This window comes from Plantactinospora sp. WMMB782 (assembly GCF_049179135.1).
Lineage (GTDB): Bacteria > Actinomycetota > Actinomycetes > Mycobacteriales > Micromonosporaceae > Plantactinospora.
The window spans coordinates 3,367,759-3,385,637 of sequence record NZ_JBMHMC010000007.1 but is presented as its reverse complement, the minus strand read 5'-3'; the positions used below and the strand labels follow the sequence as shown (position 1 = coordinate 3,385,637).

Sequence of the window (17,879 nt, the reverse complement as noted above, 5' to 3'; positions counted from 1 at the left end):
ACGGTCCGCCGACAGTACGTGCCGGCCGCACGCACCGGGTCGTCGGCGCCGGACGTACGGCCGCACGACTCGGCGGACCGTCGAGACCCTCAGGACGTCGTCGTGACCCTCGGACCGTCATGACCCTCGGGTCGTCAACCCCGTACGCAGGCCGCGGCCGCCAACCGTTGGAACTCGTCGGACCCGCCGTCGAAGAGGAAGTCGACGGTCTGGGTCAGCGCGATCGCGATCAGGTCCCGGTTCGGGTCGTTGAACCAGGCGGTGCCGTAGCCGCCCTCCCAGCCGTAGCGGCCCGGCTCGGAGATCTCGTCCGGCACGACGCTGACCCCCATGCCGTAGCCCCAGCCGCGTCCCACCAGCGGGTACTGCCCGGCCGAGGCGAGCTGCTGCGGCGTCAGGTGGTTGGTCGTCAGCAGTCGGACCGACTCCGCCGACAGCAGGCGCCGGCCGTGCCCGACGCCCCCGTCGAGCAGCATCCGGCTGAACGCCAGGTAGTCGTCCACCGTCGACACCAGCCCGGCGGCGCCGGAGGGGAACGCGGGCGGCCGGGTCCACTCCTGTGGCGGCGAGACCGGCTGTAGCCGCAACTGTCCGGTCTCCGGATCCGCCGCGTAGAGGCCGGGCATCCGGCGCGCGTCGGCGGCCGGCAGGGAGAATCCCGTGTGCCGCATGCCCAGCGGCCGGAACAGCCGATCGCGCAGGAACTCCGGCAACGGTCGCCCCGCGGCCCGCGCGACGAGCACGCCGAGCACGAGCGACCCGGTGTTGTACTGCCAGCGTTCGCCGGGCTGGTGCATCAGCGGCAGGGCGCCGAAGCGCCGGATCCACTCGTCCGGCGGGTGCGGCGTGCGTGGATCCGGCTCCGCCATCACCAGTTGCAGTTCCTTCGCGGCCTCGATCACCGGGTACGGCGGCTGGAAAGTCGGTTCGAAGATCAGCCCGTGGCCCAGCCGGAAGGTCAGGAGGTCTTCGACGGTGATCGGGCGCGACGCCGGAACGGTCTGGTCGAGCGGCCCGTCGACGCGGCTGAGCACGCGCCGACCGGCCAGCTCGGGAAGCAGCCGGTCGACCGGCTCGTGCAGCGCGAGCCGGCCCTCCTCCACCAGCGTCATCGCCGCCGCCGCGACGACCGGCTTGGTCATCGAGGCGATCCGGAACGGCGTACCGCGTCGCATCGGCTCGGCACCGTCCAGCGCCAGGGAGCCGAGCGTTTCGACGTGCACCCTGCCACGCTGGGCGACGAGGTAGACGAGCCCGACGAGTCTGCCCTGCGCGACGCGAGCCGCCATGGCGTCGTGCAGGCGGGAGAGGCCCGACCGCCACGACTGATGTCTCTCCCCGGTGCCGCCGGCCGACGCCGGGGCGGCCGAGGCGCCGGCCAGCACTCCACCGGCCACCGCCGACACACCCACCGCGGCCGTATCTCTCAACAACTTCCGCCTGGCTACCACAGAACTCCCTACATCTGGCGCTTCATCTGATGTCGCGCTCGAACGGCGAACCGACCTGCCGTCGCCAGTGGAGCAGGTTGCCGTTTCATCACGGCTTCACCAGCCTGCCGAGCTGGACCTGGCCTGCCGAGCTGGATCGGCAGTTGACCCGAACGGAAGGGTTCCGGCATGGGCTCCGTCGGTCAGGCGCAACCCGATCGCCTCGGATACTCGTCCGGTGGATGGTGGTGGACCGACGGGATCAGGCGGCCGTCGCGGGCCGACGGCTTCCGGCCGAGGTGCGGGTCGACCATCGCCAGGTGCCCGTCGCGGGGTACCCCGCCACCGCGCCAGAGCAGCGGTGACCGGACCCCGTGCTCGAACAGGGCGGCGTAGCCGAGCACCGTGCTGGCCAGCACGATCAGGGTCGTCTCCGCACCGGCGAGCAGCAGCGGCCACACCGGGTTGTCGGCCCCGACCACCGCGTCGATGCCGACGCCGTAGAGCAGGACGGCGACACCCAGCAGGACGACGCCCAGCCCGTAGGCGTAGCAGCGACGCCACCGGGTCAACGCGACGGAGAAGACGGTGAACGGAACGAGCTGTCCGCAGTGCCCACAGGGAACGGACCGCTCCGCCTTGCCGTGCGCCGGGCGGATGGCGGTCCGGGCGGTCTCGCAGTACTGGATGCTGGACACACCCTGCGCGGACGGGCGGTCGAGGACGTGTCCGGCTTCGAGCCGGACACGGTCCATGACGCGCCAGAACGCCACCGAGGTCCTCCCGCAGCCCAGACATCCATGTACGACTATCCTGGCACATTTCGTCATCGATGCACTCGGACGGTCGGCACGGTTGCCCGGGCACCGTGTTGGATGACACCGGCACCGACGAGTCAGGAAGGAACGGGGTGGCGACGATGATCGCGCGGATGTGGCAGGGATGGGCTCCGGTGGCGACGGCGGACGCCTACGAGCGTCACTACCGGTCCGAGGTCGCCGAACACCTCCAGCAGGTCGCCGGTTTCTCCGGCGCCCGTCTGCTGCGCCGACAGGACGGCGACGAGGTCCTGTTCACCTCGCTCACCTTCTTCGCCAGCATGGACGACGTACGGGCGTTCGCCGGGGAGGATCCGGAGCGGGCGGTCGTCGCGGAGCCGGCCCGGCGGGTGCTGACCCGCTGGGACGAGCGGGTCAGCCACCACGAGGTCTCGGCCGATTTCGACGGGCACGTCGGTCGCCGTTAGCGGGCGGCGCAGGGCCCGGGGTGGTCGACCAACCGCTCGCAGCGCCGGCTGCCGGGTCCGGCGCGGGGCTCGCCGATCGGGGCGGCACACCAGATTCGGGTACGGGTCGACTGCTCGTCCTCCGCCGAGATTGTCGCCTCCCCGAGGTCGAGTACGGGCGCGTGTGCCAGCGAGGCGCGCAGCGCGACGTAGCAGGTCGACGGCCGCCTGCCGCTCGGTGAGGGTGGTCGGCAGGGTGGATCACCCAGTCCGCCGCGCTCACCAGTAACCACCGTTGGGGGGCTGCTGGTCCTGCTCGTGCTGTCGACGGGGCGCCGCCCGGTGACAGGCCGGGATGGTGACGGCGATTCCGGGGCAGCTGGGTCGACGAACTTACAGCCGATGTGCCGGGACTGCCACTGCCGTAGCCCCTCGCGGGCCCGTTCGGCCTTGGCCCGGACGGTCGCGGTCTCGCGGTCATCGCGACGCCGACGGCCGCGAGCTGGATCGACCGGAAGGCCTTGGCGCAACAGGCTGGCAACCCGGTCCGCTCCGAGCGTCGGAAGCCTGACGAGCCGGACCCGCTGCCGAAGGCAGACGCGGTACTGGTCGCGCCCGCCACCTTCAACACGTATGCAGCGGCTCGGAATATCGCAACCTGAGTGCCGCTCCTCATGCATGGTGGGGTCGAGCGACTGCCCGGTGGCTCGCGATATGCGCCAACACCGACTGGTTGGCCTCCCAACCGTCCGGGAACTTGACCGGTACGTTCAGGTGCACCGGCTCGGTCGACGGATGGGCGTCCAGCAGCTCGGCGATCCCCGCCCGCGCCACCACCACACACGCGTGCCGGTGCCGCGACACCAGCACACACAACCGTCCCGCCTCTAGGTGGAACGCGGTCGCGTCCCGCCGTCCCGACAGCGGATGCAGCACGATCACCACGTCGTACTCGCGCCCCTGCAACCGGTTCGCCGTGTCCACGGTGATCCCCGCGCCGGCCGCCCCGAGTCGCGCCCGGATCGCCGCCACCTGGTCCCGGTGCGCCGCCCCCACCGCGATCCGGTCAGCGGTCACGGGAGCACCCTCAGGCGAACGCTCCGACACCGCCACCGCACCCCGCTCCAACACCCGCAGCGCCAACCGGGCACAGGCGTCCGCCGCCTCCCCGTCCGTCCGCAGCGTGTGCCGCGCCGGCAGCTCGTACAGCGCCCACCCCGTGGACGCCGCCAGCTCCAACGCCTCGTCCACCGGCCCGGCACCGAACCCGGCGGCCGTGAAGGAGAGTGCCCGCTGGTCAGCCGTCGTACCGGCCGAGAAGCCGGTGAACGGATAGAACGCCTCGGCCACCACCGGGGCCGCCGAGGCCGGCAGCCGCCACGACACCGGCAACCGGTGCACCGGCAGGTCCGGGTTGTGTCGCAGCAGCGCCGCCACCGCCGACTGCATCGGATCCCAGGTCAGCCCGGTCCAGCGTTCCGTCTCCACCGTCGAGAACGGATCGAGCTGCCCCGGATCACCCACGAACAGCGCCCGGTCGAACCGGCCGGCCACCCGCAGCAGGGCGTCGGAACGCATCTGGTACGCCTCGTCCACGATCGCCCACGGCCAGCGCCCCTCGGAGACCAGGGCCCACTTGGCGGCCGTACCGATGATCACGGACGAGCCGCCCAGGTCCGCGACCTTTGCCGCGACCCGGACCGTCGAATAGTTCCTGATCCGGTCCGTCGCCGTGTACTCGTTGGCCGACAGCCGCCCGATCGGCAGTTCCGGCTTCGCCCGCGCCAGCCGGTCGATCAGGTCGTCGACCTGCTCGTTGGTCTGGGCGATCACGATCAGCGGCTCGCCCGCCTCGGCCAGTTCGCCCGCCGCCCGCACCACAAGGGTCGACTTCCCGGCTCCCGGCGGCGAGTCGACGACCACCCCCCGGTGGTCCCCGCCGCGCAGGTCGGCCAGCACCTCCCCGACCACCCGCCGGGCCGCCTCACCCGGCGGCAGCGCCAACCGCCCGGCCGCACCACCGCGGACGAACAAGCCGGGAGGCGAAATCACGACCACTCCTCCCGGGCGTCGTCGACGCTCGGCGCGACCGGCTCCTCGTACGCCTTCGGCGGCCCGCCGTGTGTCCACGGTGTCTCGTCCCGGCTCGGGAACTCTCCCGGCGGCATGAACGAGTCCGACAGCGTCGTGTAACAGAGTTGGTCCCCCAGCTCCGGCACGCTCCCCGGCGCCGGGGTCAGCGACCGGCCCAACCCACCCGACAGCTCCAGCACCACGTCGGTCCGCCCGGACGACGGATCAGGCGTGACGAAGACGACCCGCGCCTTCTGCCCCGGCCGGCTCGGCGAGTGCAGCACCGCCCCCACCGGCACCAGCACCACATCCGCCGTCGTCACCTGGATCCGGGGCCGCAGCACCCGCCGCTTCCCGCTGTCGTCGATCCGGTTCGGGGCCGCCAACGTCACCTCACCCAGGAAAGCCTCCCCGGTCAGCCGGTGGTCGGCCATCACCAGCGGGTCGTCGTAGGCGCGCTGCACGGCGTACGACTGCGACGCCCGTTCCAGCCTGTGTAGCCGGTGCGCCGCGTTGACCGCCCCGTCCCGGCGCGGCTGCGGATGCCCGCCACCGTCGACATGGAGCGCGAAGTTGCCGAACACGTCCCGGTCCTCGGCCCAGCGACCGGCGACCCGCGCCCCGGCCGGCAGTTCCCGGAGCAGCGCCACGCCCCGCCACATCAGCTCCCAGGTCGGCCGCAGCTGCGACCGCACGGCTTCTTCGAGTACGCCCAGCGCCCGCGACCGCCGCGTCTCGTCGCCACTGGCCGCCGCCTCCTCGTAGCCGGTCATCGCGGGCGCCAGGATCTCGTTGTCGAAGGTCGGGTCGGTCACCGGCCCGGCCGGCGGCCAGCGCAACGGGTCCTCGGCCAGCACCGCCGCGTCGGCACCGCCGTGCCCGTCGACCGGGTCGATCCAGGCCAGCAGCGCCGCCAGGTGCGCGTCCTCCAGCGCGGACTGCCCGGTCGCCCAGTGCAGTCCGAGCGCCTCGGTCATCGCCAGCAGCATTCCCGAGCCGGGATGTTCGGCCCGGTCCGCCAGGAACGTCAACCACTGCCCGAGCAGCGGCACCGACGGGTGCACCGGATAGTCCCCGTCGGTACGCCGGAACCGGGTCGACCGCCCGAACAGCCGGACGAAGCCGATCCCGGCCGGATTGGGCACCAGCACCTGCGGCGCGTCGACGTACCGGTAGCGGATCTCCCTGCCCCGGTTGGCCGGAACCGCCTCGGTGACGCCCCGGAAGCTGTCCAGATAGGGCAGCAGCACCTCGGCCAGCTCGGCGGCGAAGCCGAACCGCTGGTCCCGGTTGCGCGGCTGCGGCACCACCAGCAGCGTCGGCGCGGCCGGATCGTCGCCGACCAGCGCGGCCAGCGGCGCGTTGGCCTCGCCGGCCATGCTCAGCGGGATGAAGACCAGCGGCCGGTCGCTTACGTGCAGGTGGCGCACGGTGGTGATCCGCTGGGCGCGCCCGGCCGCCACCGCCTCGGCCCGGGCCAGCGCGGTCAGGGTACTCACACCGACCCGGCCGCCACCGGCAGCAGCTTCTCGGCCCGGAGCCGGTCGGCGCGGCCCGGGTCCCGCACCGGCACCCGCGCCGGGCGCCGGATCCCGTCCCGGCGGGCGCCGATCCCGCGTTCCAGCACTTCCACGGACCGGGCCACGAGCCGGAGAGTACAAGTTCCAGTGTTCTCCAGCAATCACCCGGATCTCGTGGCGTCCGCGGACGGACACCGGGAGGACCGCCCGACGGTCGCGCGGCGGCTACCGGTGAAGCGTTCCCGCCCGCTTCGCCAACCGACGACCGCGAGCCGACCCGGGGTGACAGGACGGCGCCGCCGGCGTTACTTCGCTACAGTTCCGGGCCGTGCGCAGATCGACGGCCGCCCTGGTTCTGGTGACACTGCTGGCCGGTCACCCGCTGTACCCGGTCGGACCGACCACCACCGCCGCCCTGGCGGCCCCGCTGCCACGCGTCGCCGGGGCGGTGCCGCAGGTCGCCGCTGAAGTGCCGTTCGCCGCCGCCGGGGTGCCACCCGCTGCCGGGGCCGGTGCGACGGGTGCGACGGGTGCGGTGAGCGAACACTTCAACGACGCCGCCACCGGCAGCGTTCCGGCCGGCTGGGGCGCCGACACCTCCGGTGGCACCGTCGGCGTCGCGGCACTGCCCGACCAGACCGACCGGAGCCTGCGAATCGCCAAATCCGGTACGGCGTCAAGCGTGGCCGCCGGGCGCGACTCCGCACACCCGCTCGCCGGCACCGTGGAGACGGCGGCCCGAGTCCGGGTCGACCGGGCCACCGGCTGGTTCAACGTGCTCTACGTCGCCGGCTCCGCCGGCACCCCGGCGGCCAGCATCGCCATCCGGGACGGCCGGTTCCACGTCGCCGGGACCGGCACCGTCCTCGCCCCGGCGTCGGCCCAGCGCTGGTACGTCGTCCGGGTGGTGCTGCGTACCGGGCCGCAGCGGTTCGACCTCTACGTCGACGGGGCGCGACTGCTCGCCGACGCGCCGTTCCGGCAACCCACCGCCGACGTCGGTCGGCTCACCTTCGGCATCGGCGCCGGCTATCCCGGAATCCTGCACGTCGACAACGTCTCGCTGCGCCGGGTGCCCGACCCGACCGTGTCCTACCGGGCGTTCGACCTGTTCGACGAGACGCCCGTCGGCGCACCGCCTCCGCCCGGTTACACGCTGACCAGCACCGGCGGCAGCGCGGCCGTCGCCGCCGTGCCGAGTGTCGAGGACCGCAGCCTGCGACTGGCCAAGACCGGCACCTCGGGCGAGGCCGGCGCGGTGCGGAGCTTTCCCGCCCAGGGCGGCACGGTCAACGTGCTGGCGAACCTGCGCACCGAGGAGACCGCCGGGGTCAAGGTCGCGCTCTACGCGCAGAGCGCGGACGGGCGTACGGCGGCGGCGCTCCAGTTCAGCGACGGGCACCTGCAACTCGTCACCGGCAGCGCCAACCACGTGCTCGTGTCGGGCGTCCGCCCCGGCGAGTGGTACACCGTCCGGCTGGTGCTGGACGTCCCCGCCCGGCAGTTCACCGTGTACGTCGACGGCCGACGCCACCCGACCGGCGGCAGCACCGCCGCACCCACCCGGTACCCGTTCCGCGATCCGGGCGCCGTCGACATCGGCCGGCTGTGGTTCGCCGTCGGCGCCGGCCAGCGCGGCACCCTGCTCGTCGACCGGGTACTTGTGCACCAGAACCCGCTGCCCGTCCCGGCCGGCACCGTCGTGGACGTACGCGACCACGGGGCGGTAGCCGACGGAATCACGAACGACGGTCCGGCGATCCAGCGTGCCGTCGACGCTGCCCCGGCCGGTGGCACCGTACTGCTGGCCGGCGGGGTCTTCCGGTCCGGCACCGTGCGCCTGAAGTCGGACCTGACGTTCTTCGTCGCCCCGGACGCGAAGCTGCTGGGCAGCCGGGACGAGGCCGGCTATCCGCCGCTGCGGGGCGGTACCGACAATCCGCCGTTCGTCGGCGGGCTGGTGCAGCGGGCCCTGCTCTTCGCGCACCGCGCCGACAACCTGGCGATCACCGGCGGCGGGGTGATCGACGGCGACGGCCGGAACCCGGCGTGGACCGGGTTGTCGCCGGAACGGACCGGGCCGGCCGCCGTCTATCTGGCCCGGGGCGCCGACGTCACGGTCCGCGACATCCACCTCAGGGACTCCGGCGCCTGGGGGCTGGTGCCGACCGAGATCGACGGGTTGACCATCGCGGACGTCGACATCGACAGCAGCATCGTCGGCGGTCGCGACGGCATCGACATCGTCGACAGCCACGACGTCCTCGTCGAGCGGGTCGCGGTCTTCGCCGACGACGACGCGATCTGCTTCAAGACCCACCCGACGGACAGCGCCCAGGTGGAGCCGGACTCACCCAGCCACGGGGTGCGGGGCGCCGTGGTGCGGCTCTCCACCGTCGGCGCCTCCACCCGGGCCAACGGGGTCAAGCTGGGCACCGCCAGTCACGGCATGTTCCAGGGCATCGTGGTCGAGGACGTGCTGGTCAAGAACGTCACAATCGGCGCGCTGGTGATCACCGCCGTCGACGGCGGCGCGGTCCACGACGTCACGTTCCGGCGGATCACCGTCGACCGGACCCGCCGGGCGGTCTTCGTCCTGCTCGGCCGCCGGGTCTGGGTCGACGGCGCCGGGGTGCCGCATCCGGCGCTCGACCCGAGGTGGGTAAGCGGGCTGCGCTTCGAGGACATCGTCGCCACCGGGATCGCCGATGGCCGTCCCGCGAACCACCTCGGCAACGCCGCGCTGCTCTCCGGCACCCAGGAGGCCGGCGGCACGGCCGGAATCTACGACGTACTGCTCGACGACATCCGGTTCGACCTGCTCTCCGGCGGCTCCGCCGCTCCGGTCGAACCCGACGAGTACGACGGCCGTTATCCGGAGGCGTGGCACTGGACCGCCCCACCCGGCTACGGCTGGTACCTACGACACATCGACGGCGTCACCGTACGGAACGTGACCGCCAGCGTGCCCGACCCGAACGGACGGCCGGTCTCCGTTCTCCGGAACGTACGCGACCTCCGGTAGCGGCCCGCGTGCGGTGTGGGCAGGAAACCACCCCGCCGACGCGGGCCGCACCGCCGAAGCGCGGGGTGTCGCGGACCCTTGTCGTTCCGACGGGTCCGCGACACCCTCTCACTCCCGCCGGGTAGCTCCGGCGGCTACCGGAGCTACCCGGTCAGACCGCCGACCCGCCCCCCGCGAGCCATCGGTGGCCGTCAGCGGCGGAGCCGGCGGTCGGGTCCGCGGCCCGTCCCGTACCCGGCGGCACCGTTCCGGTGCGGATCACCTCGTCGATCCAGGACCTGTAGTAGAGCGACGAGGTGTAGACCAGCGGACCGACCCCGCACTGCTTGTTGGTCTCGCGGCTCGCCGTGCCGACGAGCACCCACTCTCCGGCCTGGCGCGTCAGCGCCGGACCGCCGCTGTCGCCGAAGCAGGCGCCCGAACCGGCCGGGCTGTCCACACAGATCTCCCCCTCCGACTGTGCCGGAGCGGCACCCGCGCAGGCAGCGGAGCCGGGCAGGAGCCGCGTGTCGAGTTCCTGGAGGATCACCGGCGCCGGGCCCTCACCGGTCGGCTTGGTCGACCCCCAGCCGAGCAGCCGGGCCGGACCGTCGACCCGGATGAGCCGCGGAATGGCGTAGGCGTCCAACCGGACAGGGCTGCCCAGTCGCAGCAGCGCGATGTCGGCCACCCGGTTGTCACCGCTGCCCCAGTCCCAGTCGGCGTGCACGAAGATGCTGTCGAGATCGCGGACGACGCCGCCGCTGGTACGGTCGTGCGAGCCGATCCGCACATGGAAGAGGTTGGGGTCGGGGGCGGTGCCGTCGAGGTTCGCGACGCAGTGTGCGTTCGTCAGCAGGTACTCGGCGTGGATCAGGACCGCCCCGCAGGCGTGCCAGTTCGGGTCGCCGTCCCTGTGCCGCTGGAGCGAGGCCATCCCGGGGTACGGTTCGGTCGCGTCACGGCCACCCACGATCAACGGCGTGACGTCCGGGGACTCGCCCGGCACGGCCGCCACGGGTGCCGCCGGGGCGAGAACGCCCAGCAGCATCGCGCCGGCCAACAGCAGTCGGTTCGTCTTCCTCACGTGCATCCTCTCCTGGTCTCCCCCGGCGCCTCGTGCGCCGGAGGCGTTCGCCACAACCGACACCGGGGTGCGGTCGGGTTGCGACGGTGCTTCCAGGGGGACGACCGCGACCTGGTGCAGGAAGCGGCAACGGGCGTGCGACACCGACGAGCCGGCCGACCTCAGGCGTCTGCCGGCACGCTCGGACACACCACCGCGATTTCCCCCGTGGAAACGCAGGTGACCTCGACACTCGGTTCGACGACGAATCCGGCCCGCACGACCGTGATCAGTGGGATCACACGAATCGGCCGCGCCGGTCGGCCGAATGACCGATCACCATGGCGACGAAAGGATACCCCGATTTCGATCAATGGCGGGGGCCGTCATCGACGGAGTTGGACCCAGCTCTCGGTGGCCGTGGCGCCCGGCGCCGCCACCGGTCACCCGCCGGCCGCCCCGCCCGGCGCCAGCAGTTCGGCGCGGAGCCGGGCGGCGTTCCGGAGCAGTGCCGCCGCCTCCGCCTGGTCCTCGGCCGCCGCCAACCTGCCGCTGGCCAGCCCGAGCGCGGTCTCGACCCGCTCGATTCCGCCCAGCTCCTCCCGGGCCGAGGTGCCGAGCGCGGCGGTGCAGCCGCGCGCCTCGGCCCGGCAGAAGTAGGCCAGTTCGCAGACCGACAGGCAGTCCGGGACGTACCGGGCGTCGACGGTGTGCAGGGCGTCGACAAGTGACTCCGGGGAGCGGGTCGGCACACCGTCGCCGTCCGGCGCCAGGTCGAAGCTGAGGTCCGGCGGCAGCGCGGCGAGCATCGCCTCCACCCTGGTCATCCGGCGCAGCTGCCGCCGCAGCACGGCCAGCTGCCGGCGTACGTCGACGAGTACCGCCGTCGGGGAGTTGGAGAAGTCGCGCGGGCAGACCAGTACGACGTCGTGCGACACGATCTCCGGGTCGTGCCCGGCCTCGGCCAGCATCACCCGCATCGCCTGCACGTAGACGGCCGACTGGATCGCCGCCGCCGACACCTTGGCCGGATCGGCCTGCCCGTCCACCACCGCGAACGACTTGATCTCGACGACGTGGAACCGCCCCTCGTGCCGGAAGGCGATCAGGTCCGGTTCGAGATAGACCCGCTGGCCCGCCACGTCGAGCGCGAGCAGCGGATGGTCGAAGAGCGTGCCGGCACCGTCGGCACCGGCGGCGGCCCGCAGCAGCAGGGCGCGGGACCGGGCGTACCGGACCTCGGGCGTCTCCTTCTCCCGACCGGTCACCGTCTCCAGGTCGTCGTAGGCCACCTCGGGGATCGGCAGCCCGAGCCGCTCCCGGAGCAGTTTCACCAGCTCGGCGGCGCCGCTCGCCTTCACCTGCGCCTCGAACGCGTTGCCCCGGGCGATGGCGAAGCCGGACTGCCCGAACCGGGCCGGGAAGTCGACGTACGCCGCCAGCCGCTGCTTGTCCACCCCGGCGGTGTCCAGCACCGCCCGCCGGGCGCAGCCCGGGTTGCGGGTCAGCGCGGCGATGGCACGCGCGTTCTGCCGCTTCGGCTTCGCCGTGCCCCGGATCGCGGCCAACCGCTCGGCGGTGCTCCGGTCGGTACCCATGGTGATGATCGTCATGCCGTCTTCTCCTGGACCGTCGGGTTGCCTCGGGACAGGGAACCTTTCGACAGGCCCAGGTTCCTTACTCAGGTATGGGGTCGTTTCGAAGGGCGCGACCTGTCGCGGCATCATCCGCTCCACGAGCCATGCCACGAGCCGGAGGCTACAAGCTCCAGTGTCGCCCAGCAATGATTCTGTGTTCCGTCGGCGGCCCTGCGGGCGTTTGCCGCGCGACCCGCCGCCAAAGCCCGCAGGACGCTGACGTCGCCCGCCGAGATTTGACCGGCAACGGGCAACCGCCTCCCCGGCTCGCTGCGATAGCGCATAGCCGGATGGAAGTGCCCCGGCCGGTCGGCGCCAGATGCGCGTCTGAACACCTGTGATGGAATGGCTGTGACGCTTCAACTCGACCAGGGCCCGTCCTGCGAGTGCAGCCACGTCGACAGGTCGCACCCGTACGGCGTGCACACCGACGAGGGCTGCACCGAGTGGGACTCGTACGGACTGCCGTGTGACTGCCCCGGTTTCACCCCCCTCGAGGGCGACCCCCGTCAGTCGTGGCACCCGTGACCTCCACCGCGTCGGGTCAGTGCGCTCGAAGGCGCTGCCGGGCCAGGAACTTCGGCACCACCATCCGCCACGCCTCGGTGACCAGCTCGGTCATCTGGTCGTGGTCGAGCCGGTCCAGGCGGCAGCAGGCCCAGTGGAACCGCAGGTCGGACCTGTCGGGCAGGAAGAACAGCTCCGGGTCGCTGGCGACCAGGGCGGCACGCTCCTCCCTGGGATAGCCGAAGCGCATCGTCGTCTCGTCCCGGGAGAACGCGACGTAGACGATCGCGCCGACCCGGAACTTCACCCGGTCGCGGATCAGGTGCTCGCTGCTGCGCGGCAGTGTCCGGGCCAGCGCCCGCACGTCGGCTACGGTGACCATCCGCCGATGGTATTGAGCCGCTCCGACATTCCGCCCGACGGAAACCGGCGGAGCGGACGACGTCACCGAGCCGCAGAAGCGGGCAACCGAGGCGCGAGATGAGTCACAAATCCACCCGCGAGCAGGTGCGATGATTTAAGTCTGTCTATTAGTTGCACGGGCGCTCCGGGAGGCAGTGATGATCCGTCCCATCGGTCTGTGGGCCGTACTCGGCACGCTGGCCACCGTCACCGCCGCCGGACCGCCGGCTTCCGCGCCGCCGGTCGACACCGTCCCGCCCAGCACGCCCGGCGCACCTGTCGCCACCGAGGTCACCGAGACCTCGGCGCTGCTCACCTGGCGCCCCTCCACCGACAACGTCACCGTCACCGGCTACGAGGTCTGGTACCTGCGTGACGGCGGCAACGGCTTCCACAACAACACGACCGTGCCGTCGTACCGGTTCACCGGGTTGACGCCGGGCACCACGTACACCTGGACGGTGCGGGCCTCGGACGGCCGCAACCAGAGCCGGTTCTCGGCGCCGGTCAGCTTCCGGACCGACCCGGCACCTGTCGACTCCGAGCCGCCGAGCGTCCCCGGCGCACCGGTGCCGTCGAACGTCACCGCCACCTCCGCGACGCTGAGCTGGGCGGCGGCCACCGACAACGCCTCCGCACCGACCTATTTGCTCTACGGCGCGGCCGAGCAGACCGGCAATCCCACGGTGCTCGGCGGCGGTCCGAGCACCTCGACCACGGTCAACCGGCTGATCCCGGACCTGCACTACCGGTTCCACCTGATCGCCCGGGACGTCTCCGGCAACGTCTCCGCGCCGTCGCCGACCACCCGGGCCCGGACCGCCGCCGACCCGACCGCGGCCTGCCGGTTCGGGTACCGCCCGGCGGCCCCCGGGCGCCCGGCCGCCGTGCTGGTCAGCAACACCGGGCCCACGCCGCTCTCCGGCGCTTCGATCCGGTTCACCCTCTCCGCCGACCAGCAGATCAGGTACCTCCCGTACGCCTTCGCGCAGCACGGCCGCGACGTCGTGCTCTGGTGGTCCGGTTGGAGCGACGAGTTCGGCGTCGGCGAGACTCTGACCCTGGAACCCCAGCTCGACTCCGGCACCCTGGCCGGACCGCCCGCCGGAGTGACCCTGAACGGGGCGGCCTGCGGCGTCACCGCCACCTGATCGGCATCCTCCCGGACTTTCCCGGGCACCCGTGCAACCGATCCACGGTGTCGCGCCGATAGCGGGTGTACACCGCGCAGAGGGGAGACCGGGTGTCGACGGTGGAGGAACAGGAGTACGTCGAGTACGTCTCGACGTCGCTCGAGCGATTACGGCGTACCGCGTACCTGTTGACGAACGACCTCAGCCGGGCCGACGACGTCGTCTCGTCCACCCTGCTCTCGGTCTACCTGCACTGGTCACGGATCCACACCGTCGAGAACCTCGACGGCTACGTGCACCGCATCCTGGTCCGGCGCTACGTCGACGAGAGCCGCCGGTGGTGGTCCCGGGTGCTGCTCGCCCGGCCGCTACCGGAACCGGTGGCGAAACCGGTCGCCAGCACCGAGGACGCCCAGGCGATCCGGGCCGCGCTGGCCACCCTGGGCCGGAGCCAGCGGGCGGTACTGGTGCTGCGGTTCTTCTGCGACATGTCGGTGGCGGAGACCGCCGCCGCACTCAACTGCTCGACCGGCAACGTCAAGAGTCAGACCGCCCGGGGTCTCGCCACCATGCGCACGCTGCTGCGCGAGCAGTGGTCGGTGCAGGACGGGGCGGAGTTGGCGGAAGTGAGGAAGAGATGAACGATTTCGGCGTACACCTGCGGGACCGGATCGGCGCCGAGACGCTTCCGCCGAGTCGGATCAGCGCGACCGGGCTGGTCGCCGAGGGCCGGCGCGTCCGGCGCCGCCGCCGGCGCCTGTCGGTCGGGGCCGGCGCCGCGGTGCTGGCGGTGCTGGCCGGCGTCGCGTTCTCGCTTCCCGGCGTCGATCCTGGCCCGCGGCCCGGCCCCGGCATCGCCGCCGGCACCCCCAGCGAGCGTACGCCGCTGACCCGGGCCGAGGTCGAGGCCGCGATGATCTGCGCGGGGGTACGCCTCGCCCTGCCGCCGGAGGCGATCAGGGGTGCGGTCGACACGGGCTCGCCGGACGGCCGTTATCTGGCCGGCAGCTACAGCACGGCGGAGAGCCAGGTGATCGCGGTCCGCTGGGACGGTGACCGGGTCGAGCGCATCCCGGTCGACGGCTGGGCCTCGGCCAACGGGGTGGACGACCGTGGCGTGGTGGTCGGCTCGGCCTTCCGCGGCGGGGAGCAGCGGATCGCCTGGGCGTACGTCGACGGCAAGGTCGTCGAGTTGCCGGTGCCGGCCGGCCACACCGGCGCCGAGGCGCGCGGGATCAACGCCCGGGGTGAGGTCGCCGGCGTGGTGTACCAGGGTTCGGTGACCAGGGCGGCGATCTGGCGCGGCACCACCGCCACCGCCCGGGTGGACGTGCTGACGGGGTTGCCGGGCGGCAGGACGTTCGCGACCGGCATCTCCGACTCGGGCGTCACCGCCGGGGTGAGCGGTGCCGGAGGCGACGCGTACCGATGGGACGCCTCCGGCCGGGGCAGCCTCCTGCCCCGACCCGCCGGGCTGGGCCGGGCCGGCGCGCACGGCGTACGCGGCGAGTTGGCGTACGGGGTGGCGCATCCGGCGGGCGCGGCTGCCGGGACGGGGACACCGGACGGGGCACCCGGCAGGGATGAGCCGGGCGTCGCGGTGGTGTGGGACCTGCGTACCGGCGCGGTCACCGAGGTCGGCAGCGGCGTCGTCGGCGCGGTCAACGGCCGGGACCACCTGGTGCTGAATCGGCGGGACGGCAGCGGGGTGCGGCTGCGCTACCCCGACGGCAGGTTGCGGCACGTCACCGCCGACAACGCCGGGAACCCGTCCGGGGCCACGATCAGCGAGGACGGTACCCGGATCGGCGGCCGGAGCGACGACTGGCCGATCCGCTGGACCTGCCCGAGCTGACCACCTGCCCCGATCCCGGTCCGGGCGGCCGCGGGCGAGCTCGACCAGCGCCATCGCGACCGGCGGGGCTCGTCGAGTTTCCAGCCGACCGGCAACCGGACCCCCGTAGGGTCTGGCGGCTCAGCGGGCGTCGACCGGGGTCGGCGCGGACAGGTGCTGCCGGGCGAACTCCAGGGCCGCCCGCAGGTCGCTCTCCCGGTCGGCCCGGCTGCGGGCCCGCCGGGTGGAGACCTCCACCGCGACCGAGCCGGAGAAGCCCCGGCCGGCGAGCGAGGTCAACAGCTCGGCACAGGGCTGGGTGCCCCGGCCGGGCACCAGGTGCTCGTCGCGGCCCTCCCCGGTGCCGTCCCCGAGGTGTACGTGCGCCAGCGCGGCCCCCATCATGTCCGCCATCTCCAGCGCGTCGCTGTGCGAGGCGGCGCAGTGCGACAGGTCCAGGGTGTAGGCGGGGTAACCGGTCTCGGTCGGGTTCCAGCCCGGCATGTACGGCACGAACTCCCGGCCGGCCATCCGGACCGGGTACATGTTCTCCACCGCGAACCGGATCCCCGGGAACTCGTCGCCGAGCCTGCCGAGACCGTCGACGAACGAGCGGGCGTACTCCCGCTGCCAGGTGAACGGCGGGTGCACCACCACGGTCGGCGCCCCCAGCGTCTCGGCCAGCTCCGCCGAGCGGCGCAGCCGCTCCCACGGGTCGGGGCTCCAGACCCGCTGGGTGACCAGCAGGCAGGGCGAGTGCACCGAGAGCACCGGTACGCCGTAGTGCGTGGCCAGCCCGCGCAGCGCCCCGGCGTCCTGGCTCACCGCGTCGGTCCAGACCATCACCTCGACGCCGTCGTAACCGAGCGCTGACGCCAGTTGGAAGGCGGCCGCGGTCGGCTCGGGAAAGACCGAGGAACTGGACAGCAGTACGCGGGTGGTCACGGCTTCAGGGTAGCCCTACCCGGCGCGCCGCACCCGGTGACGGACCTGGCGCAGAACCCCCACGGAGGGCGAAAACGCAGGTCAGACCGGCTCTCTCGGCCCCTGCGCCGGCTCCAGCAGGTCGAGCCGGCGCAGGATCACCCCCTCCCGCAGCGCCCACGGGCAGATCTCCAGGTCCGCCACCCCGAGCCGGCGCATCGTCGCCTCGGCCACGATCGCCCCGGCCAGCAGTTGGTGTGCCCGGCGCGCGCCGACGCCCTCCAGTTCGGCGAGCTTGCCCGGCGGGATGTGCCGGATGAAGCCGATCACCTGCCGCAGCCCGGTCCTGGAGAGCCGGCGGCGCGCCCAGAGCCCGGCCGACGAGGGCGCCGCCCCGGCCAGCCGGGCCAGGGTCCGGAACGTCTTGCTGGTGGCGGCGACCCGGTCCCAGCCGACCTCGACGGTGTCGTCGACGACGGTGTCCAGCATCTCCTCGACGTACGCCGAAAGCTTCGCCACCGCCGCCGAGGAGGGGGTGTGGGTGCTCTCCGGCCCCACGTCCAGCCAGTCCCGGGTGAGCCGGCCGGCGCCGAGCGGCAACGACTGGGCGAACTCCGGTTCCTCGTCGATCCCGGCGGCCAGCTCCAGCGAGCCGCCGCCGATGTCCAGCACCAGCAGCCGCCCCGCCGACCAGCCGAACCACCGGCGTACGGCGAGGAAGGTCATCCGGGCCTCGTCGGCGCCGGAGAGCACCTGGAGGCGTACCCCGGTCTCGGTCCGGACCCGGGTCAGCACCTCGGCCGCGTTCGTGGCGTCCCGGACCGCGGAGGTCGCGAAGGCCAGCACGTCGTCGGCGGTCAGCCGGGCCGCCGACATCTTCGCCTCGTTCACCGCCGCCACCAGCGCGTCCGCGCCGGCCACGGTCAACTCGCCGTCCCGGCCGATCTGCTCGGCGAGCCGGATCACCGCCTTCTCCGAGTGCGCCGGCCAGGGGTGTGCGCCGTGGTGGGCGTCCACGACCAGAAGGTGCACCGTGTTGGAACCGACATCAAGCACGCCGAGTCGCATGGCAAAGACACTAGACGCAGGTCGTGGGCGGAAAGCGGGCGTAGGCTGAGCGGGTG

The 17,879-nt window shown here is 72.9% G+C and carries 17 protein-coding genes; 6 read left to right on the top strand and 11 right to left on the bottom strand.

The features are described 5' to 3' along the window. Window positions 1–134 precede the first annotated feature (134 nt). Together ACN28A_RS17530 and ACN28A_RS17525 are read right to left on the bottom strand one after the other, a co-directional pair. On the bottom strand, window positions 135–1,430 hold the full coding sequence (locus ACN28A_RS17530; RefSeq protein WP_421396515.1) for a serine hydrolase domain-containing protein: 1,296 nt from the start codon (window positions 1,428–1,430) through the stop codon (window positions 135–137). A gap of 203 nt (window positions 1,431–1,633) precedes the next feature. Further along, complete coding sequence (locus tag ACN28A_RS17525; protein WP_421396514.1) at window positions 1,634–2,203, bottom strand: hypothetical protein; 570 nt, start codon at window positions 2,201–2,203, stop codon at window positions 1,634–1,636. A gap of 95 nt (window positions 2,204–2,298) precedes the next feature. On the opposite strand from ACN28A_RS17525, the gene ACN28A_RS17520 reads away from it, so the two are divergent. Continuing rightward, window positions 2,299–2,676: an antibiotic biosynthesis monooxygenase family protein gene (locus tag ACN28A_RS17520; protein WP_421396513.1), complete on the top strand. Its 378-nt coding sequence runs from the start codon at window positions 2,299–2,301 to the stop codon at window positions 2,674–2,676. On the opposite strand, the gene ACN28A_RS17515 is transcribed toward ACN28A_RS17520, so the two are convergent. From ACN28A_RS17515 to ACN28A_RS17500, 4 genes are all read right to left on the bottom strand, one after another. Beyond that, the gene (locus tag ACN28A_RS17515) at window positions 2,673–2,948 is read right to left on the bottom strand and encodes a hypothetical protein (RefSeq protein WP_421396511.1); all 276 of its coding nucleotides are present in this window, start codon (window positions 2,946–2,948) and stop codon (window positions 2,673–2,675) included. The genes ACN28A_RS17520 and ACN28A_RS17515 overlap by 4 nt on opposite strands. 379 nt (window positions 2,949–3,327) lie before the next feature. After that, complete coding sequence (locus ACN28A_RS17510) at window positions 3,328–4,653, bottom strand: AAA domain-containing protein (protein ID WP_421404460.1); 1,326 nt, start codon at window positions 4,651–4,653, stop codon at window positions 3,328–3,330. Window positions 4,654–4,703: 50 nt separating this feature from the next. Next, window positions 4,704–6,227, bottom strand: a complete 1,524-nt coding sequence (locus tag ACN28A_RS17505) for a hypothetical protein (RefSeq protein WP_421396510.1) — start codon at window positions 6,225–6,227, stop codon at window positions 4,704–4,706. Then, window positions 6,224–6,373, bottom strand: a complete 150-nt coding sequence (locus ACN28A_RS17500; protein WP_421396509.1) for a hypothetical protein — start codon at window positions 6,371–6,373, stop codon at window positions 6,224–6,226. Before ACN28A_RS17500 ends, ACN28A_RS17505 begins: the two co-directional genes overlap by 4 nt. Window positions 6,374–6,576: 203 nt before the next feature. Between ACN28A_RS17500 and ACN28A_RS17495 the strand changes: the two genes are divergently transcribed. Continuing rightward, window positions 6,577–9,273 (top strand): glycosyl hydrolase family 28 protein, encoded by a 2,697-nt coding sequence (locus ACN28A_RS17495; RefSeq protein ID WP_421396507.1) that lies wholly within the window; start codon window positions 6,577–6,579, stop codon window positions 9,271–9,273. 151 nt (window positions 9,274–9,424) lie between these two features. Here ACN28A_RS17495 and ACN28A_RS17490 read toward each other — a convergent pair whose 3' ends face one another. Together ACN28A_RS17490 and ACN28A_RS17485 are read right to left on the bottom strand one after the other, a co-directional pair. Then, on the bottom strand, window positions 9,425–10,339 hold the full coding sequence (locus tag ACN28A_RS17490) for a S1 family peptidase (protein WP_421396505.1): 915 nt from the start codon (window positions 10,337–10,339) through the stop codon (window positions 9,425–9,427). A gap of 422 nt (window positions 10,340–10,761) precedes the next feature. Beyond that, complete coding sequence (locus ACN28A_RS17485) at window positions 10,762–11,931, bottom strand: hypothetical protein (protein WP_421396504.1); 1,170 nt, start codon at window positions 11,929–11,931, stop codon at window positions 10,762–10,764. A 375-nt stretch (window positions 11,932–12,306) separates the two neighbouring features. Here ACN28A_RS17485 and ACN28A_RS17480 point away from each other — a divergent pair, with 375 nt between their 5' ends. Next, a complete protein-coding gene (locus ACN28A_RS17480; protein ID WP_421396502.1) occupies window positions 12,307–12,483 on the top strand; it encodes a hypothetical protein in 177 nt (58 codons plus the stop codon). A gap of 16 nt (window positions 12,484–12,499) precedes the next feature. Here ACN28A_RS17480 and ACN28A_RS17475 read toward each other — a convergent pair whose 3' ends face one another. Beyond that, window positions 12,500–12,844 (bottom strand): MmcQ/YjbR family DNA-binding protein, encoded by a 345-nt coding sequence (locus ACN28A_RS17475; RefSeq protein WP_421396500.1) that lies wholly within the window; start codon window positions 12,842–12,844, stop codon window positions 12,500–12,502. A gap of 178 nt (window positions 12,845–13,022) precedes the next feature. Between ACN28A_RS17475 and ACN28A_RS17470 the strand changes: the two genes are divergently transcribed. The 3 genes from ACN28A_RS17470 to ACN28A_RS17460 all read left to right on the top strand — a co-directional run bounded on the left by ACN28A_RS17470 (window position 13,023) and on the right by ACN28A_RS17460 (window position 15,852). Then, a complete protein-coding gene (locus tag ACN28A_RS17470; protein WP_421396498.1) occupies window positions 13,023–14,015 on the top strand; it encodes a fibronectin type III domain-containing protein in 993 nt (330 codons plus the stop codon). A gap of 92 nt (window positions 14,016–14,107) precedes the next feature. After that, complete coding sequence (locus ACN28A_RS17465; protein WP_421396497.1) at window positions 14,108–14,638, top strand: SigE family RNA polymerase sigma factor; 531 nt, start codon at window positions 14,108–14,110, stop codon at window positions 14,636–14,638. Continuing rightward, window positions 14,635–15,852: a hypothetical protein gene (locus ACN28A_RS17460; protein ID WP_421396496.1), complete on the top strand. Its 1,218-nt coding sequence runs from the start codon at window positions 14,635–14,637 to the stop codon at window positions 15,850–15,852. The genes ACN28A_RS17465 and ACN28A_RS17460 overlap by 4 nt, the downstream gene beginning before the upstream one ends. A gap of 120 nt (window positions 15,853–15,972) precedes the next feature. Here ACN28A_RS17460 and ACN28A_RS17455 read toward each other — a convergent pair whose 3' ends face one another. Together ACN28A_RS17455 and ACN28A_RS17450 are read right to left on the bottom strand one after the other, a co-directional pair. Continuing rightward, the gene (locus tag ACN28A_RS17455; RefSeq protein WP_421396494.1) at window positions 15,973–16,776 is read right to left on the bottom strand and encodes a sugar phosphate isomerase/epimerase family protein; all 804 of its coding nucleotides are present in this window, start codon (window positions 16,774–16,776) and stop codon (window positions 15,973–15,975) included. A gap of 81 nt (window positions 16,777–16,857) precedes the next feature. Then, window positions 16,858–17,823, bottom strand: coding sequence for a Ppx/GppA phosphatase family protein (locus ACN28A_RS17450; protein WP_421396493.1), 966 nt, complete (start codon window positions 17,821–17,823; stop codon window positions 16,858–16,860). Window positions 17,824–17,879 lie beyond the last annotated feature (56 nt).

Excerpts from the sequence above, each read along its gene's own strand:
- ACN28A_RS17485 (WP_421396504.1), bottom strand. The coding sequence starts at position 11,931 with ATGACGATCATCACCATGGGTACCGACCGGAGCACCGCCGAGCGGTTG.
- ACN28A_RS17475 (WP_421396500.1), bottom strand. The coding sequence starts at position 12,844 with ATGGTCACCGTAGCCGACGTGCGGGCGCTGGCCCGGACACTGCCGCGC.
- ACN28A_RS17470 (WP_421396498.1), top strand. The coding sequence starts at position 13,023 with ATGATCCGTCCCATCGGTCTGTGGGCCGTACTCGGCACGCTGGCCACC.
- ACN28A_RS17460 (WP_421396496.1), top strand. The coding sequence starts at position 14,635 with ATGAACGATTTCGGCGTACACCTGCGGGACCGGATCGGCGCCGAGACG.
- ACN28A_RS17450 (WP_421396493.1), bottom strand. The coding sequence starts at position 17,823 with ATGCGACTCGGCGTGCTTGATGTCGGTTCCAACACGGTGCACCTTCTG.